This is a genomic window from Planktothrix pseudagardhii, from assembly GCF_904830925.1.
Classification (GTDB): domain Bacteria; phylum Cyanobacteriota; class Cyanobacteriia; order Cyanobacteriales; family Microcoleaceae; genus Planktothrix; species Planktothrix tepida.
Window position 1 is genome coordinate 4960892 of sequence record NZ_LR882967.1, and the last position, 26358, is coordinate 4987249.

A 26358-nucleotide genomic window follows, 5' to 3' on the forward strand; every position below is an offset into this window, starting at 1 on the left:
TCTCCTGAAGTCAGTAAACCCTATTTAAACCATACTGACAGGAAATTAGGCTTACAGGTTCATTTGTTACTCCTAATACCTTGATCTGAATTGATACTGCATCAGGACTTACGCAGTGACGCTATATGTAGGGTACTAATGAGAAGCGCGATGGCGTAGCCGCCGCCTCACGGCATCGCACTCGAAACTCAAAAGCGATCGCCAACCCAAAAGAAATCTCAAAAGGGATAATAAATTTTAAAATAAAATCAGAATTCATGCCCAAAAATATGAGCATCAATTATCTATACTATTGCCAATATCTTCTGAGTAGCCAAATCAATTATACTATAACCAACTTCGCGCTCACATATTCAAGAGTTTAGCCATGATACAATTAATCGTTACTTGAATGCAGAAAACTTAACAACCGAAGTAATTTGGGAAAAAGTGCATTCAGAACTTCAGACCCATCCCGAAGCTTGTTTAGTTTTTGATGATACGGTACTCGACAAGAGATTTTCCTCGAAAATTGAACTTGTCCGCCGTCAATAAGCGTGGCAATGAACAATGATCAACTCACCGGAGGTCAAGGAAATGATGTGCTTGTGGGTGCAGAAGGAATAGATAGTTTAACTGGAGGTGAAGGTAGCGATCGCTTTGTCCTTATTCCCGGCTATGGCTCTGATCTGATTATGGATTTTCAAGAGGGTCAAGACTTATTGGTTCTCAACAGGGGTTTGACTTTCGAGCAAATCAGCATTATTCCCTCTGCTGAAGGGGTAAGTATCCAAGTTGGGTTAGAAATTCTGGCTCTTTTGCCGGGAGTTAATATAAACTTACTGACTGTTGAGGACTTTGTTTCTTCAGTGATCTAATAAAAAGTGATAATAAGAACTGTGCAGTTTAAGTAGGGATTGTTGTGACCCATCACTACCAAGCTAGAATTTATATTACCCTCCGTCCTTCTGTTCTTGATCCTCAAGGCGTGGCGGTCAAATCCGGCATTCAACATCTGGGATATGACAATGTTGAACAGGTGCGAATTGGTAAATATATAGAAATGACGCTTTCTGCAACCGATGAAGCGGAAGCGAGAACTCAGCTTGACCGTATTTGCGATCAAGTGTTGGCAAATCCTGTGATTGAAATTTATCGATTTGATCTAACGGAGGTTGCATCTGTTACAGCTTGATTTCTGAACAGGTGGGTTGATCAAAGATGAGGTGAAATATCTTTTTTGATCAACTCGTTTCTATTTGTAATTTACTACATAAATTAACTATGAAATTTGGGGTTATTGTTTTTCCGGGTTCTAATTGCGATCGAGATGTGGCTTGGGTAACTCAAGGATTATTGGGACAACCGACCCGCATGATTTGGCATGAAGATACGGATTTATCGGATATTGATGTGGTGGTGATTCCGGGGGGGTTTAGTTATGGGGATTATTTGCGTTGTGGTGCGATCGCACGGTTTTCTCCTGTGATGCGTTCAACAATTGAACACGCCAACCAAGGTAAATTTGTCCTAGGAATTTGTAACGGATTTCAAGTGTTAACGGAAGCAGGATTATTACCCGGTGCGTTAGTCAGAAATCGGGATTTACATTTTATTTGTGAGTCTGTTCCGTTGACGGTGGTTAATAATAATATTAGTTGGACTTCTGAATATAAAACGGGAGAAGTTATCAATTTACCCATTGCTCATGGGGAAGGGTGTTATTATGCCGATGAAAACACTTTAGCAGAATTAGAAGAAAATCACCAAGTTTTATTCCGCTATGGAACGGATAAAACTCCAAAACCCGAAGAAAATCCTAACGGTTCTTTAAATAATATTGCTGGAATTTGTAACCGTCAAGGCAACGTTTTAGGAATGATGCCCCACCCAGAACGTGCCTCTGATCCAATGTTAGGAAATACCGACGGAATTAAATTGTTTAAAACCTTATTGCATTAGGAATTATGTCTCCTCTCCCCCAACTCCTTTTCAGCAAAGGTGAAGGGGAAATAATTCCTAATTCCCTATTCCCTGTTCCCTGTTCCCTGTTGCCTATTCCCTATTCCCTATTCCCCATTTTGAAGCGTTTTTGCACTTTGACCAAAGAGAATCTTTTTCGCTTCATCGGTCATTGTTGTACCGGAAGAATAGGATTTTCCTGTCTCGTAAGCCCGCATCACCGCCGGACGAGATTGAATGCGATAAAACCAAGCTTTTAAATGGGGAAAATCGTCTAAATTTTGCTGTTGTTGTTCAAAGGGAACAATCCAAGGGTAGCAAGCCATATCTGCAATTGAATAGTCCCCAGCAATGTATTCTCGCCCTTCTAATTGACGATTTAAAACCCCATATAAACGATTGGTTTCTTTGACATAACGATCAATGGCATAAGGGAGTTTTTCCGGTGCATACTGGACAAAATGATGGTTTTGTCCCGCCATTGGCCCTAGTCCTGCCACTTGCCAAAATAACCATTCTAAAACGGTTTTGCGATCGCGCCAATTTTGGGGGAGAAATTGTCCGGTTTTTTCGGCTAAATAAATTAAAATTGCTCCTGATTCAAAGACAGACAAAGGTTCCCCACCATCAATCGGATTAAAATCAATAATAGCGGGCATTCGGTTATTAGGAGCAATTTTAAGAAATTCTGGTTTGAATTGATCACCAGCCCCAATATTAATCGGAATAATTTGATAGTCTAATCCGGTTTCTTCCAAAAATATCGGGATTTTGTAACCGTTAGGAGTAGGCCAGTAGTAAAGTTCAATCATGGTTTTTATTAGGCAATATTGTTACAGATGACTGGCACTTGACTCCAAAAATTCAGAGAGGCGTGAACGCCTCGCAACCCGTTACAGTTCTTCTTGGAAGTCTTTTAAAATTCTCACCAATTCTTGAATTCCTGAATTAGGAATTAAATTGACAAGCGAGGTAGTTTGTTTTCCTCCTCCTAAATTAACATAAATTTTTTGCAACACTTGTTGAACTTCGCTTTCGGTAAAGTCTCCCTTTTCTAAAAGGGGATACAGTTGTTCAGCTAATTGAGTATGTAAATGCGCTTCAGCTAAATAGAGATGCCATTTGGCGACATCAATATAGATATTCTCTCCAATTTCAGCCGCTAATTTTTCAATGTTTCTTGTATCTAAAACAGACATCATTAATCTCCTAAATAATTGTGGGTTAACGGTTAACCGTTAACTTGAATGTTATCGATTTGAACTGACAGGAGAATAGTCAGCGATCGCAAAAATATAAATACCATGAATAGCGATCGCAAGTAACCAAACGCCCGTAAATTCAATTAACCAAGGCCAATCAGCCGATTGTAAATTATGAAAAAACCATAAACCCGAATTAATCGCTGCAAAAATAGCAACATGGATGGCAAAATTCATCCGATCATCTAAACGACGATAATCAGGATCTTTGCGGTCGGGTTTACGGGGCCAACGAGGAGGCATAGACAGTTAATTCCCAAGCTTTTTCTATTCTATTTTAGGCTGAATGGGGCTTGACTTCTTCTATCTAGTGGTGGTAATCTCCCGATTTCCCCCCTGTTTTACTTAACAAGCGGATAGACTCAATCACAATCGACTTTTCTAGGGCTTTCGCCATGTCATACAAGGTCAACGCCGCCACTGAAACAGCCGTTAACGCTTCCATTTCCACTCCAGTTTCAGCCTTGGTAATCACTTCCGCTTGAATTTGATACCCCGGTAATTGGGGAACGGGCAGAATTTGGACATCAATTTTACTTAACGGTAAGGGATGACACAAAGGAATTAACTGAGCCGTTTGTTTAGCCGCCATGATTCCCGCGAGTTTCGCTGTCCCTAAAACATCCCCTTTGGGGGCATTTCCCGCTTCAATGGTGGCAAAAGTTGTAGGTAACATCCGCACTTGTCCCCCCGCGATGGCTTGGCGAAGGGTTGCGACCTTCCCCGACACATCCACCATGCGGGCTTCTCCCGTCTCATTAAGGTGGGTGAGGCGATCAGAAGAATTTTCAGAAAAATTGCTTGCCATTTGGGAAAAATGTGTTAATATAAGAAAGCGGTGAAGAAAACACCCTCGTTCAACAGTGTATATTGTTCCTGGGGTTGTTGTTCTGACCTGGCAAGGGCTTGTAGCTCAGTGGACTAGAGCACGTGGCTACGGACCACGGTGTCGGGGGTTCGAATCCCTCCTAGCCCGTCTAAATATTAATCATTTAAAAAGATAGAGGCAAGATTACCTTGTTTCTATCTTTTTTTATTTGGTGCTAACAACCGTTGCTCCAACCACAGTGAAACCCAACTGATTACATTAAAATTAATCGTAAAATCTGCATCACCTATCACATTCCGTCCACTCTAACATCTAAATTCTAAGAATTAGAAAAGACATGGGGGTTTAACCGCAGTGTCACTTACCTCTCAGGTCTAAAGACGCGCTCGTTTCCCCCATCCCGCTTATTTTTGATGATCAGAGACTACAGTTTCCTCGACTCCAGCCCCATTCTTCCACACCAACAGAAATTTGCGAACCCGGTTGAACATTGCCACCAGAGAGATCCACTAAAGTTACTGTTACGGCTGCCATTAAGGAGCCTTTGTAGATAGGTTGGCCTTTGTCATTATTAGAGAGGAATTTGAGGGTTGAGACTTGGGGTGGCTGTCCTGAACGTTCCCAACGAATTTGGGTAAAACGTCCGTCGAGAAACTGGGCTGAGTAAGTCCATCCATTATTCATTCGTCCCGTGCAAGAGAGGCTTTGAGCAGCACTGACGGGGGAGAATATGGCCTCTACGAAGACTAAACCCACCGTTGCTAATCCCATTAAGCCTGCGATTGCAAAGTTCCCTAACTTCCAGTTCCAATCCATTTTCATCTTAATTTTCCCCGATTAATCTGACGAGAACGCTTGAAATTGTACCTCTAAACGCCGTACCGTGTTGGCGTGTCTAAAACTGGAGAGATTTTTTGAGAATCAATAAAACAGCCCAAAACTGGACTGTTTTATCGACTGTTTCTCTCTTATTTAGAAAAACGGGGGCCCAAACCAACGGCTCCAGCATAAACCGCTTGGGGGCCAAGTTCGTCTTCAATGCGTAATAAACGGTTATATTTGGCAATCCGTTCACTGCGACACAGAGAACCGGTTTTAATTTGTCCGGCACGGGTGGCAACGGCTAAGTCTGAAATGGTGGTATCTTCAGTTTCCCCAGACCGGTGACTAATTACAGAGGTATACCCGTTACGGGTTGCTAAGTCAACGGCGGCTAAGGTTTCGGACAGAGAACCAATTTGGTTGAGTTTTACCAAAATAGAATTGGCGACTTTCTGTTCAATGCCTGTTTTCAAACGAGTCGGGTTCGTAACAAATAAGTCATCTCCCACCAGTTGCACTTTACCGCCTATTTTCTCGGTGAGGGATTTCCAATTATCCCAGTCATCCTCCTGTAGACCATCTTCAATGGAAACAATCGGGTATTTCCCAATTAATTCACTCAGGTAGTCAATGAGTTGAGCCGGACTGTGGGGTTGACCATCATAGGTATAGGTTCCGTCTTTGTAGAATTCACTGGAGGCGACATCCAGGGCGAGGGCAACCTGTTCACCCGGTTTGTATCCAGCAATTTCAATAGCTTGGATGAGAATATCCAGAGCTTCTTGGTTAGAACCGAGGTTAGGGGCAAAACCACCTTCATCTCCAACCCCCCCTAAAAGTCCTTTTTCTTTTAGCACCCCACTTAAGGAAGCAAAGACTTCCGCCCCCCAACGCAGGGCTTCTTTAAAGGTGGGCGCACCGATGGGAACGATCATAAATTCTTGAATATCAACGTTATTGGCGGCGTGGGCACCTCCGTTGATCACGTTCATTAAGGGAACGGGGAGAACGTTGGCAATGGGGCCACCCAGGTAACGATAGAGAGGTAAACCTACACTTTCGGCGGCGGCTTTCGCAACGGCTAGGGAAACACCCAGGATGGCATTGGCACCAATGTTGCTTTTGTTGGGAGTGCCATCGAGATCGAGCATGATTTGGTCGATGATGGTTTGTTCGAGGGCACTGACTCCGTTGAGGGCTGGGGCGATGATTTCAGTGACGTTTTTAACGGCTGTGAGAACGCCTTTACCCCCATAACGGCTTTTATCGCCATCCCGCAGTTCATGGGCTTCAAAGCTTCCGGTGGAGGCGCCACTAGGAACTTGGGCGAGTCCATAAGCTCCGTTATCGAGGTAGACTTCGGCTTCAAGGGTGGGGCGTCCGCGAGAGTCAAGGATTTCACGGGCAATAATGGTGTTAATCGCGCTATCTGACATATCAATCCTTTGTAATGACGGATGGGGTCTCGTTGTTGAAATTTTTGAGACTAGAGAAAAGTTACCAGGTTCTTAGGATATTGGGTTGCAACTGTTGGAACATTTTAAGGTTTGGGTTGATGGTTGGTGGTTGACGGTTGGCTGAGAGCCAAGATTTTCAAGAGGAAGCGGGATGAAGCGATCGCAATTCTGACAACTTACTTTAATAACAATAACGATCTGTATCTTTATCAGGTTTTGTCTGTTCTTCTCCAATACGGGTGACACCAAGAACTGTAGAAATAATCACGCAGCGTCTAGTTTTTTCCAGGTCGGGATGGTACAAGGCAATACGTCCGAGAGCTAGTAAACTGGTTTGGGTGCATTCATCGTTGGGAGAATAGACGGGGCAGCCTTTGTAGTTGAACAGGGCGCGGTACATAGTACCCTTGGTACTAACGGCGTTAGTGGTGGGGTTAATTTTTCGTAGGCTGGTTTCGATTTTGCCTTTGGGGTTTGGTTTCTTATCATCAATAATAATACCGGGTTCTAGGGTTTTCCAAGCACTGTCTGGAAGTTGAGCCGGAGGAACATTGGCGGAATGGAGGGCAACTTTAATGTTTTTTGGAGTTTCTTGAATGCTGACTTGCCATGCAATTTTATCCCGTTTGGCGTTGCTTTGAGCTTCGTTAAAGGCCCTTTCTATTTGTTCTGTGGTGGTGGTGAGGCGATGATGGTTAATAAATGCTAACCAACTGGGGACAGCTACGGCAGCCAGAATAGCGAGTATTAGAATAATAATCAGGTTTTCTAAAAGGGTAAATCCTGCATTAGGGAGATAGACATTCTTTAATGAGCGATCTACAACCACACTACTAGCGAGATCGCAGTTCTTCTTAAAACTGAGCATTGTAGCAACCCTGAAACTAAGGTTAAACCGTTGGATTGTTTTTTAAATCCAACAGATAATCAGTTTATCGAAGATAATGGATTACATAAATTGTGACAATTACGGATTTTTTGGGGTTTAATTTCCCTTGAGGTTTTTACTGAATAATTGAATTTGTGGATTTGAAGTTATCATCAATCTAGTGGTTTTACGGAGTTAACAGGAATGATGACTCAAAAAAATTTACTAACTCGGAAACTTTATAATCTGTTAGACTATTTACAACCTGTTGGATTATTTGTAGAGTCATAGTTTCCTTCTCCCAGCCTCATCCCTCCTAACAAGGTTTCAACCATAACACACCGTTTACTTGTCTCATCGGGTAAGGATACTGTTACCGTGAAAGGTACGTCATTGACTGGGGTTTTTCCGTTCTTATTAACGACCTCTCCATACTGATTAAACACTAAAATCCAATTTCCTGAATTCGAGTTCTCAAAATCCTCTTTTTTATCTGATTTCACATCTGGATCACTTGAGGTTTGAATCTCCATATTTGATTCCAATTTGACTTGCTTTTCTTTAATTGAGCCTGATAAACTTAGAGACTGCCAGAGTTTATCCTGTTCTGTTTGATCAGTTACAGTTATTGGATATACTCTAAACCGAGGAGGATCAGAAGCTCCATCAAATTCAACAACGTGAGCTAATTTTTTATGTTTAGCTTCGCTTTGGGTATTTTGTATAGTTCTGTAAACCTCATCATTTAAACTATAAATGCGCTGTCTATTGATGAAACCAAGCCAACCAGGAGCGGCGATCGCACTTAAAATGGCAACCATTAATACAACGACTACTACTTCAATCAAGCTAAATCCCGCTTCATTTTTATGAAAATTTGACTGAGATTTTAGTTTAGATTGCTTTGTTAAAAGTAAAAATCTTATTAGCCCATTTAAGTTTGGTGTTTTCATTGTTTCCTTACCTCGTTATTAACTCTACTTGATGCTTTACTGACCCACAGAACCTCGACCTTGAACAATGATATTTTTTTGTGGAAAATAAGCTGGTTTCGTGGAATCATAAGTTGCTCCCGGTTGAATTTTAACCAAAGCATTTCCTCGAATATTAACTTGAGCTATAGTTCTCTTAGAATCTACACAAGCAAAAAATCCCCCATTATTAGTTCCAATCATTTGAGCATCGGCTGCATTTGCTGATCCTAATACTTGTTGACAATACTTAGAGTCGAGTGCCGTACCTTGACTTTTATCAATATAATCCACTAAAACTTGTTTTGTTTGTGTAATTTTAGCGGCTCCCTCACTTGTCCAATTATTCATTTTGTCTTCTAAAGTACCCGAACCTGTGAATTCCAGAGGTTTAAAACCGTTATCTTTTTGCGCTTCGGGAATATTTTTAATATAATCCTGGAAATCCTGATTAGGATCTTTGACTCCATCCCTAATTTGTAATCGGGTAATCCGAGCTTCCGTTGACCATTTTTGATCTGTATCTTGCTCTGTGTTTAAATAGTAAGCTACTAATGAATATACCTGAGCATCATCACAGTCTCCAGTGTCACAATAATCTTCGGCTGGGCCCACAGTGCCTTCATACTCGCTTAATGGAGGGATAACATCAGGAATAAACTCTTGTTTCCAAAAAATTAAGATGGGTTCTTCACCCGTGGCATCCAAGGGAAGTTGAGTTTTAATTTTATCAACTCCGGTTTTATTATAAATATAAATAGCTTGGGAGAGATCCCGCTTAATAAAATCTGTAGCAGCTTCTAGCTCTTGTTCAGTAGCGGCTTTAACTCCTTCTGTGCGATCGCTTTGTAGGACATCGACAACAAAGGCTAAAATCGGTGTGATAATTACTGCTGCCATAATCGTTCCGATCAGCAGTTCAATCATTGTAAAGCCACTCGTCTTTTGATGCTGAAGCAAAGCTTTTTGCTTTAGCCTATTTTGGCATAAAATCAGGAGTGATGTTTTCATTTTAAGGTTTACCTCTAAGGTTTTACCATTTTTGAACTTAACGCTGAAAGTTTCATCAATTTCAAATTAGAACAGTAACAGCTTTGAATGATTATTGAGTTTTTAAGCGATTTTCTATATCTTGAAAACTTGTTTGGCTTCCTATGATTTGAGTTGTAATTTCAGATAGAGGAACTTTAGGGTTTCCTAAGCCTTTTGTTGATTGTAATTTTTCTCCTCCTTGCAGTGGGCTACTGTCTTTAAACGCATCTGAGCGATACACTCTAACAATCAGTTGATAGCCGTCCTCTAGTGTAGCCCCATCGACGTTGTTAATCGCTACGCCTTGAACAATCATGTCCATTAATCCTGTACCTAGAGTTGGGTTTGGAAGAGTACATTTGCCGTCGCTATCATTATCCACACAGTATAGACCTGCTGGGCTAGTACAAAGTTTTCCGGCATCACAGGTTAGGGAACCTGAACTTGTTGGAGCATTAGTTTGGGTGGTTAAGGTTGGTGTAACTACTCCTGAACGAACTGCATCAATATAGGTATTAGCCGCTTTACTCCCCAGTTCAACCCGTTTGGCTTGAACACGGGTCGCAAAGGAAAAAGCCAGCAAAGGTGCAACGGCAACCATTAAAACCGTTACAACAACGATAGCCATTAAAGATTCGAGAATGGTATATCCAGATTGACTGGAGGGGTGGGGATGTTTGTGTTTTGGGGTATTCATAAGATTAAACTAGAAAGCTATAAAAAACTAACCAATGAATCAGGGTTTGAGCGTTATCAAATATCATCTTTACCTAATGGACAATTTTTGGGTCTGAGATTTTCGGGTAAAGCATAGAATTTCCCAGTACCATAGTCAGTAGGCGCCGTGCCATAGTTGCTATTAGTATCTTGGGCGGCACACAACAAGGTTTGAATCCAAGGATCATCTTTTCCAACTTCTCGGAAGTATTGATCGGGGGGTTGAGTTGAGGGCAGGGTAAATTTAGTGGCAAATAAGTCAGGGCTTTGGGACAATAAAGCGACATCAAAACCATACACACGGCTAGGTGGCATATATTGAGCAGTTCTACCCTCGTTGTTAGCGGCAGTATAGGGTCTGGGATCACCACTGGGGGGATTACCAAACTTGGTTAGTGTAGCCTTAGTTCGGTCGAGAATCGGCATAAAGGGGCCTGTTGCATAGGTGCTGCGTTTGAATTGGATAAATGAACCACTGATCTGAGCTTCTTGGCCTGTCCAATTTTCGATAAACCGAGCGAAGTTAGGTAAACCCCCATTCGTTTCGCTATCACGAGTTGGAGCATCTCCACTGGCAATAATTAGGTTGAATTTTGATGCTGTTGCAGGTTGCTGCCACCCATCGGTATTCGAGACTAATGCTATTTGATTGAGTTGTACCAACGGTTTCCAGATCGGTTGAGCAAGTAGTAGTGATGATCCAGGGTTCCAATCAAGTTTAGGGCGACTACTGTTGAGTTGAAACCGGAGTGCATTAGTAGCATTAGGAGGAACATTAGTGCTTACCGATTTTCCACTACCTTCAAAACCTGAAATCGTTGGGAATGTGAAAGCAGTGCTGCTATTACCTGCGTAATTGACTTTACTACTATAGATTCCTAAAGCAATGGGTAAAGGGGAAGGGGAAGAGTTATCCAAAATCAACTCATATTTTTTTGCATGAGAGACAGGATATCGAGCAAAAGCAATTCGACGAGGGTAAATGCGATCATTTGGATCAAGGGCTGGTCTTGCTGTTGTACCGGATAAAAGTTTACCTACGGCAGTATCGACGGGAATCTCATAGGAAAATTTTTCTTCCCCAGAATCTAACTTTGAATTACCATTACTATCAATACCAATCTTCCAATCCCCCGGTTTACAGATAGAAACCAAAGGCTTCCGACAAATTTCCATGACATATTCTGCTGCACTACCCCGCAGTTGTACTGGGGTAATGAAATTATTCATGTAAGAATTAACTTTTGTAGCTTCTGGTTTTCCATCGGTTTTATACCAATCAGTGGTGGTCACATAATTGTTGTCATAGAAACCATTGAATTGACGGGCAGCAGCCACCGTGACATTTGTTTCGCTTACACTTGTGTCAGTTTGATTGCCATTTCCGTTGAGGTCAAGTTTGAGAGTAACTTCTGAAAAAGAATCACTAAGATCTCCATCGTTATTAAGATCATAGCCTCCGCCCGCAATAATAGGGTTCAGTCCTTTATGGGTAATATAATCAGCACTAAGAACGGTATTATTCCGCAGATCATAATCTCCTAGATTGCGATACCCCGTTTTAAAGTTATTAGAGAGGAGGGTAATTGCATCAGAAATCACTGTTGCGGGACGCCATAAATCCCCAGTTCCGACACACTCTAATCGTGTATCTCCCTTGCGACAAGCAAAGCTTTTATTGAGTTTAGTTCGACCATAGAAACTTGTCTCTGTCCACTTCTTAGGTGTTCCAGTTAAGGCTGTTGTATCAAATTCTTCTAACTCAGCACCACCGGGTGTACTTTGATGTAGATTAAAACCATTTGAGCTATCTGCTTTAACATAAGCAGGTAAATCAGTGGCTAAGATCAAGCCTTTTTCTATATCGTTATAATTGTTGTCATTACCACCTCTTGCTAAGATTTGACCGTTAATTAACATGATGCCGTTAGGACGACGAGTTTCATCAAGAATGTAATCTACAGGACTCTTAAGATCCCAGCTAGTCGTGTTATCACTCTGGTCTAGTAAAGCATCTTCACGAGTTGCATAAATAATGCCACTATTGGGGAGTAGATATTCACTTGTCGATCCAACTGTTCCTCGACGCAGCAAGTCTAAATCAATAACAGTGGCTCGAATTTCCAGGGGTTGACGATCCTCAATCGGACGATCATAGGTGTTGGGAGTCCCTGTGTCATTATTTTCAATCGATTTAATTTGGCGAGAATCCAGAAATGCTGTTTCATAGATAGCTCCATGAGGAATTACAGTGTCACCTACACCCGGTTTATCATTAGGATTACCCGCAAGGTTGTTGAGAATGGTCATTGCACACAAGGTTGTGTCGATAGCAGATTGTTCATCTAGGCTGCGATCATCTGGATCTTTTTGTAAAGCTTTGCGTAAAGGTTCATTGACAAAGCGACCATCAGGAAAGACTAAATTTGCTTGATAGATAATTTTTTCTTTGAAGTCTGCCGTGCTATCAGTTGGATCTTTAGCTTTTGGATCACTAATTGTAAATAATCCATTAGCACCAGGAGTTGCTTGATCAATAGCCGTTGAGGGCATACTATAAACTACGCCGTTATGGGAGTTCCCTGGATTAGCCGTAACTGTGTTTGTAGTACCCCATGCTAGTGTCCTGTCAGTTTCTCTAAGTTTGATATTGGGTAAACCTGCACGATTCATTGCAGTTTTTTCTGTTGTCGGATCATAGTAGCTACTGATGCAGGCAAGGGGGGATTGACGTTTATCAGCGGCAACTCCATCTGGATTCCAAGGATCTTGGATATAGTGGTAAACAACGGTTGCCCGCATTTTTAGATCCCCTTGTTTATCGAGTTGACCACTGGCTCCGATATCAGGAATACCATCTAAATTGTCGTCCTTCCACATCGGCATGGTATCCGGCCAAACCACATCAAATTGAGACTCGTCTTCGGAAGTGTTGGGATTATTCGGTGCAGTGGGAGGTTCTGGGAGGAAGGATGTACTATTAGCACGGCCGTAGATGCCTGCACCCGTGACAATTCGCAAGCCACCGACTCCTTTCTCCGTATCGCTTGGAGCTTTAGCTGCGGCTTGTTCCCAAAAACCATTGCGCTGTGTGCTACCAAAATCCGCTAAATCTTGCATTTGGGTTGTACGGTAGCGAGGTGCAGGAGTTCCTTCATCCCATTTATAATCCTTAATTAATTGTGTGTCACTGCTCGTAAAGTCGTTATTGTTAAACCATTTAACAGGTAAACCGTTGCCCATAGCGATGCGATCACCTAGTCTGGTTTCTTCCTGGTTATTTTTAACTAAACTAGGTTCCGTTGCGGGTGGCATGAGGTGAGGTACTGTCCCATTCAAAGTCGTCCCATTATTGCTCGTGGTATTATCTGGTGCTTCGTAGGGAAAAGCGTGCTTATCAGGGGGACGCAAGGCGTTTCCAGATCCTTGAGGTAAAGGAGTATCGGTCTGTGGGTCAACAGTGGGAACCCTGCGAGTCCGTGCTCTGAAGTAATTTTCCAGAGCTTTTTCTCGATCTATGCCATCTGCAACATCATCCTTAACTTCTTGTGGATCATTCGTAGCTAGTTGCGCCATTTGTGCCTTCCGGAGGCTGGCAATGCGATCAACATATCTTTTATCACTATAAGATATATCTTTAGCGCCTTGTGTAACAGGCTGTTCAGCGCTACTCATGCTGGGCTTATTAGTCGGAGCAGAACCTGATTTGAATAGGTGAACTTGTACAGCTTCTAAAGCTGTATTACTATCCGGCGCACCAATACCCACGTTACCACCAACAACAATCTTGCTATTTTCCATTTCATAGAAGCAAGATTTAGGACTACTGACTTGATAATATTCAACAGCACCACCACTAGAACGCTTACCTGTCAGCAAATTAGCGTTAGTAAAGATCCGTCCATTAATTTGAATACCGGAAGCACCAGGAGTGATTTGTAAGTCATCTTCATAAACAACAGCATTATTAACCAGAGGAACTCTTTCTCTGTCTTGTTGTATCTCTAAAGCTGAAAACCCAGATCCCTGATTAGGAATTGTTGCCGCGTAAATAAAGAAACTTTTTTTCAGGTTAGCTCCCACTTTATACCAGTCAGAAGAACCGACTAAACTAGCACTGGTACCAAGAGATTGAGGACAGTCTTTATTCGTTATAGCCGCAGAAGTGAGTTTAGGTAAAGGGTAACTTCTAGCTTCTAAAGGCGTTCTAACCTCCTTAAATTTGCCTTCGTCATTTCGTTCAGGACTCCGAAAGAAAATCCCATAAATATTAAAACCATCATCTGCCTTACCATCATTATTGAGGTCAACGGGAAACTTCCAGGCGGTATTAAGGGTTTCTTGATCAAACGCTAATGTTAGAGTATTTTCACCTGTAAATTTATATTTATCTGGTTTGGTTAATTCCCCTAACAAACCTAGTTCAGATGGAGTCTCTGTAAATTCACCAAAAGCTTTTTCTAATTTTACTTTGGCTCTTTCTAATGCTGGTGTCGCCAGCGATAGCACTTGTTGATCAACACGAGTATTTTGAGCATAGTTCGCTCGATCAAATGCCCGAAATGTAATTGCTAAGGATAACAGCACTACAACCAATAACACCATTGCTACAGTAGGCAAAACAAACCCTGCTTTCGCATAGCGATTATGATGGTTCATTTGGAGCCATCTTCGCAGTAACGATCTCATCATTAGTCGCATTAGTTGTTTGAACATAAGATGAATCCGCCGACCTAAAAACAAAATAGGGTTGTTTCTCTTATTCTGATACTGTGACATAGATGCCTACCTAACCTGGGTTTGTAAGGGTTGTGCTGGCTGTCTTAGAATTGACTAATACTGCTTTTAGTGTTTATAAGCAGAGATCAGGTAGACTAACTCCTACGACTGACCTATCTATTACCTTTATAACAACTATTCTCTGAAGTGGTTAGAATGCCATCACAGAAAGGTTGTGTTAGCTATCACACGATGACTTTGGCGTCCTAAAATTTTCCTATACTTAGCTTGCCCAAGATTTAGCTTCTAGCGATCAATGTTAAGAAAATTTAAGAGGAACTGCCTTGAGTGGTTCTGGCACTTGACTATCTTGACAGTCCTCGATTGTTATGAGTAACCTAAAAAAGAAAGCATTGATTACTTTAATTACTGATGACACTACCTAATTTTTTGATTATAGGTGCGGGGAAAGCGGGAACTCGATCATTGTATAGTTATCTCCAGCAACATCCTGAAGTCTATATGAGTCCTATCAAAGAAACAAATTTTTTTGCTTTAGAAGGAGAAGAAATAAATTTTAAGGGGCCTAGAGCAAACCAAGAAATTAATTCGTGGTCAATTAATAATTTAGAGGATTATCAAAAAATGTTTGATTCAGTTCAATCAAAAAAAGCTATTGGCGAAGCTTCTCCTTTGTATCTTTATAGCCCTAAAGCTCCTGAGAGAATTAAACACTATATACCCAATGCTAAATTAATTGCTGTGCTGAGAAATCCTGCTGAACGCGCATTCTCTAATTATAATTACTTTTTTATTCCTGAATTTGAACCTTTAAGCTTTGAAAATGCTTTACAAGCTGAGACGGAGCGCATAATTAATCAGTGGGAATGGATTTGGCACTACAAAAACTTGGGATTTTATTATAGCCAGCTTCAAAGATATTACAAAATCTTTAACCCCAATCAAATTAAAGTATATCTTTATGAAGATATTCAAGTTGATTCTCAGAAAGTCATGTCAGACCTTTTTGACTTTATAGGAGTAGATCCAAATTTTATTCCTAATACATATAAGAAACACAATGTCACCTATAAAGTTAAAAGTAAGGCTTTACTCGATTTTTTTGAAAAACCCAATTTAATTAAAAGTTTTATTAGAAATTTAGTTCCTGATACAATTCGTAAACCTATGGCAGCCAAAGTTTATAGAAGCAACTTAGTAAAACCTCAGCTAGAGCCAAAGATAAGATCTGAATTAATTGAGGTTTATAGAGAAGATATTTTAAGGTTGCAAGATTTAATTCAGCGAGACCTTTCGGCTTGGTTAATTATCAAATGATTTTTATACAAAGTATTAAGATTTTAATAAAAAAACTAGGTGATTTCAATGCCACTTATATCTGTTGTTATTCCGGTATTTAATGGAGAAAAAACCATTCAAGCCACATTGGAATCTGTTTTAAAACAAACTTTTAAAAATTTTGAAATTATTATTATTGATGATGGTTCTTTTGATTCAACCTTAGAAATTATCTCGAAAATATCAGATTCTCGAATTAAAGTTTTTTCTTATGGAAATTCTGGAGCCTGCGTTAGCCGAAATCGAGGATTTTCTCATGCTTGTGGTGAGTTTATTGCTTTATTAGATGCTGATGACTTATGGACAGTAGACAAGCTAGAGAGTCAACTGACTGTATTAGAAGAAAACCCACAAGCTATGGTAGCTTATAGCTGGAGTGACTGTATTGAAGAATCAGGTAACTTTTTACGTCCATCCTGCCATTTTACTTATACTGGTAATGTATTCGCTAACTTGTTAGTAGCTAATTTTATTGGCAATGGTTCTGTTATTTTGGTACGTCAGCAGGTTGTTAAAGAAATCGGTGATTTTAATGAATCCCTACAAGCTGCTCAAGACTGGGATTGGTATTTACGTTTAGCCTATCGATATGAGTTTGTTGTTGTACCTCGTGTTCAAGTATTGTATCGAGAGTCCAAAAACTCAATTTCTTCTCATGTTAATCGTTTAGAAGAAGCCAGTATTACAGTGATTAAAAAAGCATTTGATCAAGCACCTGTTTCCTGTCATTATTTAAAGAAATACAGCCTAGCTAATCTATATAAATATTTAATTTTCAAAGCTTTAAATTATCCTTTAGAAAGAAGTGTTGGACTAACAACAATCAAATTTATAGGCTATGTTATAAAAAATGAACCTGTTTTCTTGAAAAAACAACCTAAATTGTTAATGAAAGCTTTTTATAAAAGTGTTTTAGTAGTCTTGTTATCTCCTTTGGTAGCTCAAAAGGTTTTTTCTAAGTTTCCTCGAATCTCAAATACAACTGCTTTTTTATTTTACATTAACACAAACCCTTTTTAAATAAACTTAACTTCTCAATTTATAATTGAAGCTAGACAAATTAGCCAAGAAAAAAGTAACTCCCCAAAATTGGGGAGCTAGGGAAATAAATACCCGTATTTAAAATTTATTCAAATCAATTCCGGCTTTCTTAGCCATTGCTTGCAACCCTTTGAGTTCAATGGTTTTAATCGCTTTTGTAGACAATTTCAATCTAACCCAGCGTTTGCCTTGGGGCCACCAAATCCGTTTCCATTGTAAATTTGCTTCTTGTAGCTTGTGGGTACGACGGTGGGAGTGAGACACAGCCATTCCATTATTAGCTCTCTTTCCCGTTAACTGACAAATCCGAGACATGGTTAACTCCAGTTTAGTATTTTCTCAAAAGTCCAAACCTTTATTATACAGAGTTTTCGTCCCTATCAACTCGTCGGCTGAAAAGTCCTTTGATTTTACCTTGAGTTTTAGATCCCCCCTAACCCCCCTTGGGAAGGGGGGAACCGGATTCTACAGTCCCTACAAGGACAATCTATCATCTTAAAGTTTCCCTTTTTAAGGGGGATTTAGGGACAATTTTTCGTCTCAAAGTCCCCCTTTTTAAGCCAGGGCTGTTTCATTCCGCAGAAGAGACTGCTAAAATAGAAGAGAAACTTCTGGGGAATGAACAATGGAAACAAATCTGGTAGAAGAACTGAAAAAAATTAAAGACTTCCGAATTAATGAAGGGAGAAGACACCCGTTATGGTTAGTATTGCTGATTGTAATTATGGGAACAATGAGCGGATATTTAGGATACAGAGCATTAGGAGATTTTGTAACAAGACATAAGGAAGCATTAATTCAAACATTGAAAGTCCCTAAAAACCGTCTACCCTCTTATTCAACAATCCGTAGAGTGATGATGGGGATAGACTTTGAAGAATTTTTATCGGTGTTTAATAATTGGGCGATCGCGACGATGGAACCGGAAGGGAGGAGGTGGTATGCAGTGGATGGAAAAACTCTAAGAGGAAGCCAGAAAACCTTAGAAGAAAATTATACACAATTTGTACAAGTTGTGTCAGTGTATAGCACAACTCAAGGATTAATAGCGGGAATGGCAGAATGGTTAAGTCAGTCTAATAGTGAACTAATAGTGGTGCAAAACTTAATTAAAACCTTGGGATTAGAGGATGCAGTCTTTACCTTAGATGCCCTTCATTGCCAAAAAAAACCACAGAAGTTATTATTAAGAGCAAAAACCACTATATCATCGCCGTCAAGAAGAACCAAAAAAAGCTGTATGAAATGTTAGAGATGAAACGAGAAAGCTGTGAAAGTGTAGACCAGCATATTAGTCAAGATAATACAAAGGGAAGACAGATTACCCGAAGGGTAGAAGTTTTCGATAATCTCAGTTGTATTAATCAAAATTATTGGAAAGGAATTAAGAGCTTTGTTTGTGTAACTCGAAGCGGAATTAGAAAAGCAAAGCCTTACTACGAGAGAGTTTACTACATTAGCAGTATACTGATTAGTGCGGAAGAATTCGGGGAGAAGATTAGAGAACATTGGTTAATCGAAAACCAAAATCATTGGATAAGGGATGTTTTATTCCGTGAAGATAGTTCTAAGATTCGCTCAGGTTGGGCTGCACAAAACTTCGCCATTATCAGAAGTATTGTCCTTAATCTTCTCAGAATTAACGGCTATCATTCTCCCACAACAACTCAAAGAATGATAGCCGACAATATCAATTATCTTTGCCTTTTGTGTACCTAATTTTTTTAGAATGAAACAGCCCTGCTTTTTAAGCAGGGCTGTTTCATTCTCGGATCGAAAATGCGATCGCTAAACTCTAAAAGCCTTTTTCTGTAAAGAAAAGGAGAATTATTTCAACAGTTTTGATATTTTCTGTTTAAATAGGGTCTAAAACTTGCCCCAGATCAAAGGTTTAGCGATCGCAAAAAATTAGAATGAAACAGCCCTGCCTTTTTAAGGGGGATTTAGGGGGATCTATCCAAAAGGGATTTAGGCACAATTTTTCGTCTCAAAGTCCCCCTTTTTAAGGGGGATTTAGGGGGATCTATCCAAAAGGAATTTAGGGACAATTTTTCGTCTCAAAGTCCCCCTTTTTAAGGGGGATTTAGGGGGATCTATCCAAAAGGAATTTAGGGGCAATTTTTAACTTCAAAGTTTCCCTTTTTCAGGGGGATTTAGGGGGATCTATCCGAAGATATAATCAGGGTTTTTACTGTTATCTTAATTAGACGTTAACCGCGTCAACACTTGGTTAGAACGTTCTACAAAGTCCTTCATTCCCTCCCCATCAAAGCCTTTTTGAGCAATTAAGGCTAAGTCATAAACATGATGACAAATCATTTTTGCTAATTCTGCTGAAGGAGATTCACCGCCTTCTTGAATGATTGATCCTTGACTTAAATTAACTAAATTTTGAATCAACGGATGGGCGGTATTAATTAACAGAATATGTTCTTCGGGAAATTCGGCTTTTTGTTGTTGAATTAAGGCGGTCATATCCTGTAACCGTCGCATAAATTCCGGTAATAAGACCATTGCGGGGGGTGTATTTTCCGATTTTAAAGATTCAGTCCGAATCGTTAATTTCGGTTTATTTAACGCTGCGGTAAATAAATCTTTAATTTCTTCACTGCGGGTTTTATTGGTTTTGGGGTCAACAATTTCGCTGTTGTTATCCTTATCAATTAAATTCTCATCCAGTTCTGCATCCACCCGTGAGAATTTAACATCGGTATGTTCCCGTTCTAAGAAACTGATAAAATGACTATCAATAAAGGAATCTAAGAACAGGACTTCTAACCCTTGGCTGGTGTGTAACTGGATATAGGTGGCTTGAGTGGCTTCATCGGTACAATAAAACACCCGATTTTCATGGCGTTGTTTATTGCGTTCGAGATACTCGCTTAAGGTGGTGTAATAACGTCCTTTTTCATCGGTATTTTCAGGGGTTTGGGACGCTACCTCCTGCCAAACATCTCCTTCTTCAGTTTGTACCTGCACTTCAACAACTTTCTCTTCGGTGTTGGGAGTTTCTGGAGTGTAGGTTGTCCGGTAAATCAGAATATCCTCAACTTGTTTTTTAAACTTATCATCGTTGAGGGAACCAAACTTGACAAAAGTACCGATATCTTGCCAACAGCGAATATATTCTTTGCGGTTATCCCGATACAATTCTTTGAGACGGTCTGCGACTTTTTTCGCTACATAGTCGGCAATTTTGCGGACGGTGCGGTTAGTTTGTAGGGCACTGCGGGAAATATTCAGGGGAATATCCGTACTATCAATTACCCCCCGTAAAGGCATTAAGAATTTAGGGATAATATCTTCACAGTGGTCACTGACAAAGACTTGATTACAGAAGAGTTTAATATTGCCTTGGGTAACATCTACATCCGGTTTGAGTTTGGGGAAATAAAGAATCCCATTGACAATAAAAGGATAGTCGGTATTCAGATGTACCCAGAGTAAGGGTTCTTCTTGGAAGGGATAAAGATAGCGATAAAGTTCTAAATAATCTTCAGACGTTAAATTATTAGGAGATTCCCGCCAAGGTGCTTTTTGGCGGTTAATGGTTTCCCCGTCCAATTTAATCGGGACGGGCATAAAATCACAATAGGTTTTAATTAATTGACGAATCCGGGATGTTTCCAAATATTCGGTTTCTTCATCCATCAAGGTTAGGGTGATGGTAGTTCCCCGTTGAATGCGGCCAGAGTCTTCCAGTTGAAACACCGGAGAACCATCGCACGTCCAGTGTACGGCTTGGGCTCCGTCTTGGTAGGAAAGGGTATCAATTTCAACTTGACGGGCGACCATGAAGGAAGAGTAGAACCCTAAGCCAAAATGACCGATAATAGATTGGTCAGAATTGGCTTTATATTTTTCGACAAATTCTTCAGCGCTGGAAAAGGCGACTTGGTTAATATATTTTTTCACCTCGTCGGCGGTCATTCCAATGCCATTATCGGTCACGGAGAGGGTTTTATTCTCTTTATCGACGGTAATGGTGATTTCGGGTTCACCGATATCCCCGGAGTATTCCCCAGACCGGGACACCATTTTCAGTTTAGCAATGGCGTCAACGGCGTTAGAAACAAGTTCCCGCAGGAAGACTTCATGGTCTGTGTAGAGGGATTTTTTGATAATGGGGAAGATATTCTCGGTATGGATGGTAATCGTTCCCTGTTCAAGTACGGTCATAGTGATGTGAGGTTATCTATAAAATTAGGGTTGTATTTTAGATTGTGTGCGATCGCGGTTCCCTCACGAGGGATGGATGACCGCCCAAAGGTTGATTCGGATTTCCGTATATGTTACCCATTTAATCCCCAACAGTACAGGGTTAAATTGAGGGAATTGTGTCTAAATGGATTTTATCTAAATTTGGTAGAATCTCTAATATTGAAGCTTTAATGATGTATATCCAAACTGATCCTAATTAATAAAAAATATGCCTAAGATTTCTATTGTTATACCCGTTTATAATGGGGAAAAAACGATTCAAAAGACGATTGAATCCGTTTTGAAACAAACTTGGGAAGATTTTGAATTAATTGTAATTAACGACGGTTCCCAAGATGCAACATTAGAAGTTTTATCCTCTATTCAAGATCCCCGCTTGCGGATTTTATCTTACGATAATGCAGGTTTAGCATCAAGTCGAAATCGTGGTATTACAGAAGCAACTGGGGAATATATTACTTTCCTTGATGCAGATGACTTATGGACTCCCGACAAATTAGAAGCCCAGTTTCAAGCGTTACAAGAGAATCCAGAAGCTGCTGTTGCCTATAGTTGGACAGACTATATTGATCAGTCAAGCCAGTTTTCACGTCCAGGTAGCCACGTTACCTTTAATGGTAATGTTTATCAACACTTATTAGTAAATAATTTTTTAGAAAATGGTTCTAATCCTTTAATTCGTAAACAAGCATTAAATCAAGTTGGAGGATTTGACAGTTCGATTAACTCGGTAGCCGATTGGGATATGTGGGTTAGGCTGGCAGCACTTTATCAATTTGTAGCGGTTCCACTCCCTCAGATTTTATATCGTGTATCGGATCGTTCAATGTCGGCTCAAATAAAAAATCAAGAAATAGAATGTTTAAAATTTATAGAAAAAGCTTTTAAATCTGCTCCTGAGTCTCTACATAATTTAAAATCTTTGAGTTTATCAAATGTTTATAAATATCTTACTTTTAAAGCCGTTGAAGATTCTCCTAAACGGCAAAATGCTGGAATAGCTGCTTGTTGTTTATGGCAATATTGCAAATACAAACCAGAGTTACTCTTAAAACCTAAAATTATTATTAGTTTATCTATTAAAATCATCATTATGTTCTTTTCTAACCCTAAATAGCTAACGGAACTTAAACAAAGAAAGAGAAATAAAACGGCTATAATTGCAACAGGGTAAGTATTCTAACTTTCTTTTGTCACTCTAAGTAGAGTAAAATCAAAAAAGAGGTCTGAAAGGCAGGAGGGGATGATGACACAGCCAAGAAGTCCCAAACCCAGCATCAAATTTGTGGACGAATATTGTTCAATCTACAGAAATATATTTCCAGAAGTCAGGAGCTTTGAAAATTTCCGAGATTTACATTTGGGAATGATATCGGAGATAAAAAGGAAATCCTTACCAGAAATAGCCAAGGTAGTAGGGTTAGAAAATCAGCAATCATTTAACATTTCAAATATATAAACCCAAGGAGAGGTTACAGCCAGGAGATAAATATAAAACCAAGCCAGAAATCGCAGCAGAATTAATCCGAGAACTCCAAGAGATAGGATTTAAGTTTGAATTGGTTTTAGCAGATAGTCTTTATGGGGAAAGTGATGGCAATTTTATTAGTGTATTGAATCAATTACAACTCAATTTTGTTGTAGCTATACGCAGTAATCACGGGATTTGGCTACCCAAAGGACAAAGTGTCAGGTATAACCTGATTAACCTCATGAATACCTTACACAATCATCTGTTTTTATCACTTGGGGCAGACTTTTTCGCTTTTTCCTCTGCCTAGAGTGACAAAAGAAAGTTAGAAGTATTTTATCGGGAAGCCAAGGGGTGGTTAGGTTTAAGGGAATATCAGACCCGAAGTCTTAAAAGTCTTCATCGACATCTAATATTAGTTTTCTGTGCCTATAGTTTTATTATTTGGCAACAGTTAACTGGCGGATTAAGACGGCGTTGGGCTAACAAACCGTTAAATACATTTACTGATGCTTTATCCGCTTTTAGAACAGCTATATCTTATCGATTTGTTGCTTGGCTCCAAGAGAATCATGACGTATTTGCTTTACACCTAAGCAATTTGGGGCTTGTTTGGGCTTGAACTTTGTTCAAGTCCCGATAATTAAGTACGAAATTGTTGAATCGTTGCAGTGCGAGCGTCCCCGCTTGCTAAGATATAAAAATTTAAGTGCGTAACAGCTTACTTTTTCAGCAAGCCCTAATTAATTATTTAATAGATCTAACCTTTTTTAAGGATTTTTTGGGAAAAACTAGAAGGTAAAATTAAGATGATTAAACTTTTTATTAACATTATCAAGATAAATTTTATTTCTTTTTTCCATTCTGGATCATGGGTAGAATAATTAATGAGATATTTGATTAAAATTAAACCTTGCTTATGATGTGCCTGTTGTTGAAAAATTTTCCACATTAGATATTTATAGAGTTGTGCTAAAGTTTTTCTTTTTAAATGCTGTAGAGACTCAGGAGCAGATTTAAAAGCTTTTTCTATAAATTTTAAACATTCTATTTCTTGATTTTTTATTTGAGCCGACATTGAACGATCCGATACACGATATAAAATCTGAGGGAGTGGAACCGCTACAAATTGATAAAGTGCTGCCAGCCTAACCCACATATCCCAATCGGCTACCGAGTTAATCGAACTGTCAAATCCTCCAACTTGATTTAATGCTTGTTTACGAATTAACGGGTTAGAACCATTTTCTAAAAAATTATTTACTAATAAATATTGATAAACATTACCATTAATTGTCATATGTCTGCCTGAATGCAAAAACTGGCTTGACTGATCGATATAGTCTGTCCAACTATAGGCAACAGCAGCTTCTGTATTCTCTTGTAACGCTTGAAACTGGGCTTCTAATTTGTCGGGAGTCCATAAGTCATCTGCATCAAGAAAAGAAATATATTCACCTTGAGCCTGATCAATACCCCGATTGCGACTAATAGCTAACCCTCCATTATCGTAAGATAATATTCTAATTCGTGAATCCTCTATTTGCTTAATTATCTTAACAGTTGAATCTTGAGAACCATCATCAATAACAATCAGTTCCCAGTCTTTAAAAGTTTGATTTAAAACCGAATTAATTGTTTTTTGAATTGTTTTTTCAGCATTATAAGCGGGGATAACAACAGATACTAAAGGCATATTTTTTAGATGTATTTATATTTAATAAGTAAAAAAAACTACTAATTCTGCTCAAATAAATCTGCATCTGACATTCAACAACTAAATCCGTTTTTAATTGCTGATGATGTTTGAAATAAAAAACAATAGCATTGTAAATATTCCCCAATAAAGTCTTTACTAAAATCATTGGCTTTTCATGGGGTTTAGAGCCGAGCATCCGCAACGGACAAAAAGACAAACACGACCCATGAATCAACGATAGCAAATAATCTCGTTCCAGTCGCCAAGCTGGAATCTGATGGTAAGTGTGCATCGCTGGATTGTACCAAATTTCCCAACCCGCTTTATATAAATACATCAACGGTTCCCAATCATCCCCTTGCACCATTTTTCCCCCTGGCAACTTCCCACTCATTTGAGGTTGCTTGGGTACAATTTCACTCCACACCTGCTTTCTAACCACCATTGCTGCTCCTGGGGGTAAGCTTAACACCTGGGGTTGATAACGGTTGGGTTCTGGCCCCCGTTCTCGAATAGCTAAAAATCCCTCAATTGCCTTAAAATTTTCTGGGGGTGGAACTTCATAAACCCCATGAATTTGTCCGCCATAGGCACCCGCTTGGGGATAAACCTGTGCAAACTGATATGCTTGGGCTACCCAATTTTCATCCGGCCAGTTATCATCATCCAGAAACCCAATTAACTCCCCCTGAGCTTCCTCTAGTCCCCGTTGTCGGGCAAAAGCCGCACCCTGTTGCAATTCAAACACATACCGCAGAGGAAAAAATTCTTGCCAAGAATTTATCATGTCCTGAACAATAGTAGCGGTTTCATCGCTACTATTATTATCAACAACAATAATTTCCCAAGCGATATTTTCTGTTCCCTTTTGCGATCGCAATTTTTCTAAAACATCAGGAACACGAATAGAGCCATTATAGGTAGGAATAACAATGGTAAAATCGATCATTGTTCGTAAGTCTTCTTTAGAATGAGTTGATCCTATTTTATAACTAAGTAGGTAGGCAGGAAGAAACGAAAGTATGTAAAGATAAATGAAGAGAGAGAAGAAATCTACCGAGGTCATGAAAATATGGGTGCTCGTTTAAGGGTATTTCTAACTCGTGAGCAAGACAAAACCCTGTTCAAGCTCAGAACAGCAGATGTGCCACAGAAAGTTAAAGACCGAGCCGAAGTGATTCGATTAAACTCACAAGGTTGGTACGTGGAAAAAATAGCAGCTTATTTTAATTGGACAGCACAGACAGTTAGAGAAGTGTTGCACAAATGGGAAAAGTTAGGACTAGAAGGGTTATGGGAAAAACCCGGTCGCGGGGGAAAAGCCAAGTGGAAAGAAGAGGACTTAGTATTTTTAGAAGAATGTCTCAGAAGAGAACCCCGGACATACAACTCTGAGCAATTAGCCCAAAAATTAGAACAAGAACGGTCAGTTAAATTGAGTCCCGATAGATTAAGACGGGTGCTCAAAAAAAGGGGGTGAATTGGAAGCGAGCCAGAAACAGCCACAAAGGAAAGCAAGACCCGATAGTCCGCGCGCAGAAACAGGCGGATTTAGAAATGTTGGAATTATCAGCCGCCACCGGAGAAATTGACTTAAAGTATTTAGATGAATCGGGTTTTTGTCTGTGGAGTGAACCGGGGTATACCTATTATTTTAGAGGGGAACAAAAACGTTTAGAACAAACTCGTCGTCGGGGTCGAAGATTAAGCATTATTGGGTTTTTGCAACAGCAAATCAGTTTTGTTTACGGCTTGGTGATTGGAGGTGTCAATCGCCAGTGTTATATCCAAATGATGGAACAAGAAGCAGCAGAGGCTGAAAAAGCCGGACGGATGAGAGTCATTGTCCAAGATAATAGCCCCATACATCAATGCCATGAAGTCAAAAAACTCTGGCCAAAATGGGAAAGTATGGGTTTGTATAAGTAGGTAGGCGAGAAAATCGACAA

23 protein-coding genes, 1 tRNA gene and 4 pseudogenes are annotated in these 26358 nt (G+C 39.9%); 13 read left to right on the forward strand and 15 right to left on the reverse strand.

Going from position 1 to position 26358, the window contains the following annotated elements; genetic code table 11:
• Positions 1-269: 269 nt before the first annotated feature.
• The 4 genes and pseudogenes from NMK36_RS29160 to purQ all read left to right on the forward strand — a co-directional run.
• Positions 270-531, forward strand: a pseudogene (locus NMK36_RS29160) (IS701 family transposase); the annotation flags it as partial.
• 11 nt (positions 532-542) lie between these two features.
• The gene (locus NMK36_RS21385) at positions 543-857 is read left to right on the forward strand and encodes a hypothetical protein (RefSeq protein WP_072718548.1); all 315 of its coding nucleotides are present in this window, start codon (positions 543-545) and stop codon (positions 855-857) included.
• A gap of 44 nt (positions 858-901) precedes the next feature.
• A complete protein-coding gene (purS, locus tag NMK36_RS21390) occupies positions 902-1174 on the forward strand; it encodes a phosphoribosylformylglycinamidine synthase subunit PurS (protein ID WP_072718547.1) in 273 nt (90 codons plus the stop codon).
• Between the two features lie 89 nt (positions 1175-1263).
• Positions 1264-1941 carry a phosphoribosylformylglycinamidine synthase subunit PurQ gene (gene purQ / locus NMK36_RS21395; RefSeq protein WP_072718546.1) on the forward strand — a complete coding sequence of 226 codons (678 nt, stop codon included), beginning with the start codon at positions 1264-1266 and terminating at the stop codon, positions 1939-1941.
• Between the two features lie 107 nt (positions 1942-2048).
• Here purQ and NMK36_RS21400 read toward each other — a convergent pair whose 3' ends face one another.
• From NMK36_RS21400 to moaC, 4 genes are all read right to left on the reverse strand, one after another.
• A complete protein-coding gene (locus NMK36_RS21400; protein ID WP_072718545.1) occupies positions 2049-2753 on the reverse strand; it encodes a glutathione binding-like protein in 705 nt (234 codons plus the stop codon).
• An 81-nt stretch (positions 2754-2834) separates the two neighbouring features.
• Positions 2835-3143 carry a DUF3181 family protein gene (locus tag NMK36_RS21405; protein WP_190517215.1) on the reverse strand — a complete coding sequence of 103 codons (309 nt, stop codon included), beginning with the start codon at positions 3141-3143 and terminating at the stop codon, positions 2835-2837.
• 48 nt (positions 3144-3191) lie between these two features.
• Complete coding sequence (locus tag NMK36_RS21410) at positions 3192-3446, reverse strand: 2TM domain-containing protein (RefSeq protein WP_072718543.1); 255 nt, start codon at positions 3444-3446, stop codon at positions 3192-3194.
• Between the two features lie 64 nt (positions 3447-3510).
• On the reverse strand, positions 3511-4011 hold the full coding sequence (gene moaC / locus NMK36_RS21415; RefSeq protein WP_254174576.1) for a cyclic pyranopterin monophosphate synthase MoaC: 501 nt from the start codon (positions 4009-4011) through the stop codon (positions 3511-3513).
• Between the two features lie 94 nt (positions 4012-4105).
• On the opposite strand from moaC, the gene NMK36_RS21420 reads away from it, so the two are divergent.
• A tRNA-Arg gene (locus tag NMK36_RS21420) sits at positions 4106-4179 on the forward strand.
• A 270-nt stretch (positions 4180-4449) separates the two neighbouring features.
• On the opposite strand, the gene NMK36_RS21425 is transcribed toward NMK36_RS21420, so the two are convergent.
• The 7 genes from NMK36_RS21425 to hpsA form a co-directional block, all read right to left on the reverse strand.
• Complete coding sequence (locus NMK36_RS21425) at positions 4450-4854, reverse strand: hypothetical protein (RefSeq protein WP_222425217.1); 405 nt, start codon at positions 4852-4854, stop codon at positions 4450-4452.
• Positions 4855-5000: 146 nt separating this feature from the next.
• A complete protein-coding gene (eno, locus tag NMK36_RS21430) occupies positions 5001-6290 on the reverse strand; it encodes a phosphopyruvate hydratase (RefSeq protein WP_072718541.1) in 1290 nt (429 codons plus the stop codon).
• 202 nt (positions 6291-6492) lie between these two features.
• Positions 6493-7179 carry a prepilin-type N-terminal cleavage/methylation domain-containing protein gene (locus NMK36_RS21435; RefSeq protein ID WP_254174577.1) on the reverse strand — a complete coding sequence of 229 codons (687 nt, stop codon included), beginning with the start codon at positions 7177-7179 and terminating at the stop codon, positions 6493-6495.
• Positions 7180-7433: 254 nt separating this feature from the next.
• Entirely contained in the window at positions 7434-8132 is a 699-nt protein-coding gene (locus tag NMK36_RS21440; protein WP_254174578.1) for a pilus assembly FimT family protein, read from the reverse strand.
• A gap of 36 nt (positions 8133-8168) precedes the next feature.
• Positions 8169-9161 (reverse strand): hormogonium polysaccharide secretion pseudopilin HpsC, encoded by a 993-nt coding sequence (hpsC, locus tag NMK36_RS21445; RefSeq protein WP_254174579.1) that lies wholly within the window; start codon positions 9159-9161, stop codon positions 8169-8171.
• A 91-nt stretch (positions 9162-9252) separates the two neighbouring features.
• Positions 9253-9879, reverse strand: a complete 627-nt coding sequence (hpsB, locus tag NMK36_RS21450; protein ID WP_254174580.1) for a hormogonium polysaccharide secretion pseudopilin HpsB — start codon at positions 9877-9879, stop codon at positions 9253-9255.
• A 56-nt stretch (positions 9880-9935) separates the two neighbouring features.
• A complete protein-coding gene (hpsA, locus tag NMK36_RS21455) occupies positions 9936-14678 on the reverse strand; it encodes a hormogonium polysaccharide biosynthesis protein HpsA (RefSeq protein ID WP_302184676.1) in 4743 nt (1580 codons plus the stop codon).
• Between the two features lie 372 nt (positions 14679-15050).
• Here hpsA and NMK36_RS21460 point away from each other — a divergent pair, with 372 nt between their 5' ends.
• Positions 15051-15956 (forward strand): sulfotransferase family protein, encoded by a 906-nt coding sequence (locus NMK36_RS21460; protein ID WP_254174581.1) that lies wholly within the window; start codon positions 15051-15053, stop codon positions 15954-15956.
• 48 nt (positions 15957-16004) lie between these two features.
• Positions 16005-16997, forward strand: a complete 993-nt coding sequence (locus NMK36_RS21465; protein ID WP_254174582.1) for a glycosyltransferase — start codon at positions 16005-16007, stop codon at positions 16995-16997.
• 99 nt (positions 16998-17096) lie between these two features.
• Here NMK36_RS21465 and rpmB read toward each other — a convergent pair whose 3' ends face one another.
• Positions 17097-17333, reverse strand: coding sequence for a 50S ribosomal protein L28 (gene rpmB / locus NMK36_RS21470; RefSeq protein WP_072718535.1), 237 nt, complete (start codon positions 17331-17333; stop codon positions 17097-17099).
• Positions 17334-17643: 310 nt separating this feature from the next.
• Here rpmB and NMK36_RS21475 point away from each other — a divergent pair.
• Positions 17644-18737 (forward strand): annotated as a pseudogene (locus NMK36_RS21475) (ISAs1 family transposase).
• Positions 18738-19217: 480 nt separating this feature from the next.
• Here the strand turns inward: NMK36_RS21475 and htpG are convergent.
• Positions 19218-21197 carry a molecular chaperone HtpG gene (htpG, locus tag NMK36_RS21480; protein WP_254174583.1) on the reverse strand — a complete coding sequence of 660 codons (1980 nt, stop codon included), beginning with the start codon at positions 21195-21197 and terminating at the stop codon, positions 19218-19220.
• Between the two features lie 250 nt (positions 21198-21447).
• Between htpG and NMK36_RS21485 the strand changes: the two genes are divergently transcribed.
• From NMK36_RS21485 to NMK36_RS21495, 3 genes and pseudogenes are all read left to right on the forward strand, one after another.
• Positions 21448-22356, forward strand: a complete 909-nt coding sequence (locus NMK36_RS21485; RefSeq protein ID WP_254174584.1) for a glycosyltransferase — start codon at positions 21448-21450, stop codon at positions 22354-22356.
• A gap of 129 nt (positions 22357-22485) precedes the next feature.
• Positions 22486-22939: pseudogene (locus tag NMK36_RS21490) on the forward strand (transposase); the annotation flags it as partial.
• Between the two features lie 81 nt (positions 22940-23020).
• Positions 23021-23332, forward strand: a pseudogene (locus NMK36_RS21495) (IS701 family transposase); the annotation flags it as partial.
• Positions 23333-23470: 138 nt separating this feature from the next.
• Here the strand turns inward: NMK36_RS21495 and NMK36_RS21500 are convergent.
• Entirely contained in the window at positions 23471-24406 is a 936-nt protein-coding gene (locus NMK36_RS21500) for a glycosyltransferase (RefSeq protein ID WP_254174585.1), read from the reverse strand.
• A complete protein-coding gene (gene hpsE, locus NMK36_RS21505) occupies positions 24372-25358 on the reverse strand; it encodes a hormogonium polysaccharide biosynthesis glycosyltransferase HpsE (RefSeq protein ID WP_254174586.1) in 987 nt (328 codons plus the stop codon). Before hpsE ends, NMK36_RS21500 begins: the two co-directional genes overlap by 35 nt.
• A gap of 123 nt (positions 25359-25481) precedes the next feature.
• Here hpsE and NMK36_RS21510 point away from each other — a divergent pair, with 123 nt between their 5' ends.
• Both NMK36_RS21510 and NMK36_RS21515 read left to right on the forward strand, forming a co-directional pair.
• The gene (locus tag NMK36_RS21510) at positions 25482-25889 is read left to right on the forward strand and encodes a helix-turn-helix domain-containing protein (RefSeq protein WP_254174201.1); all 408 of its coding nucleotides are present in this window, start codon (positions 25482-25484) and stop codon (positions 25887-25889) included.
• Positions 25886-26338 (forward strand): transposase, encoded by a 453-nt coding sequence (locus tag NMK36_RS21515; RefSeq protein ID WP_254174200.1) that lies wholly within the window; start codon positions 25886-25888, stop codon positions 26336-26338. Before NMK36_RS21510 ends, NMK36_RS21515 begins: the two co-directional genes overlap by 4 nt.
• Positions 26339-26358: the final 20 nt, after the last annotated feature.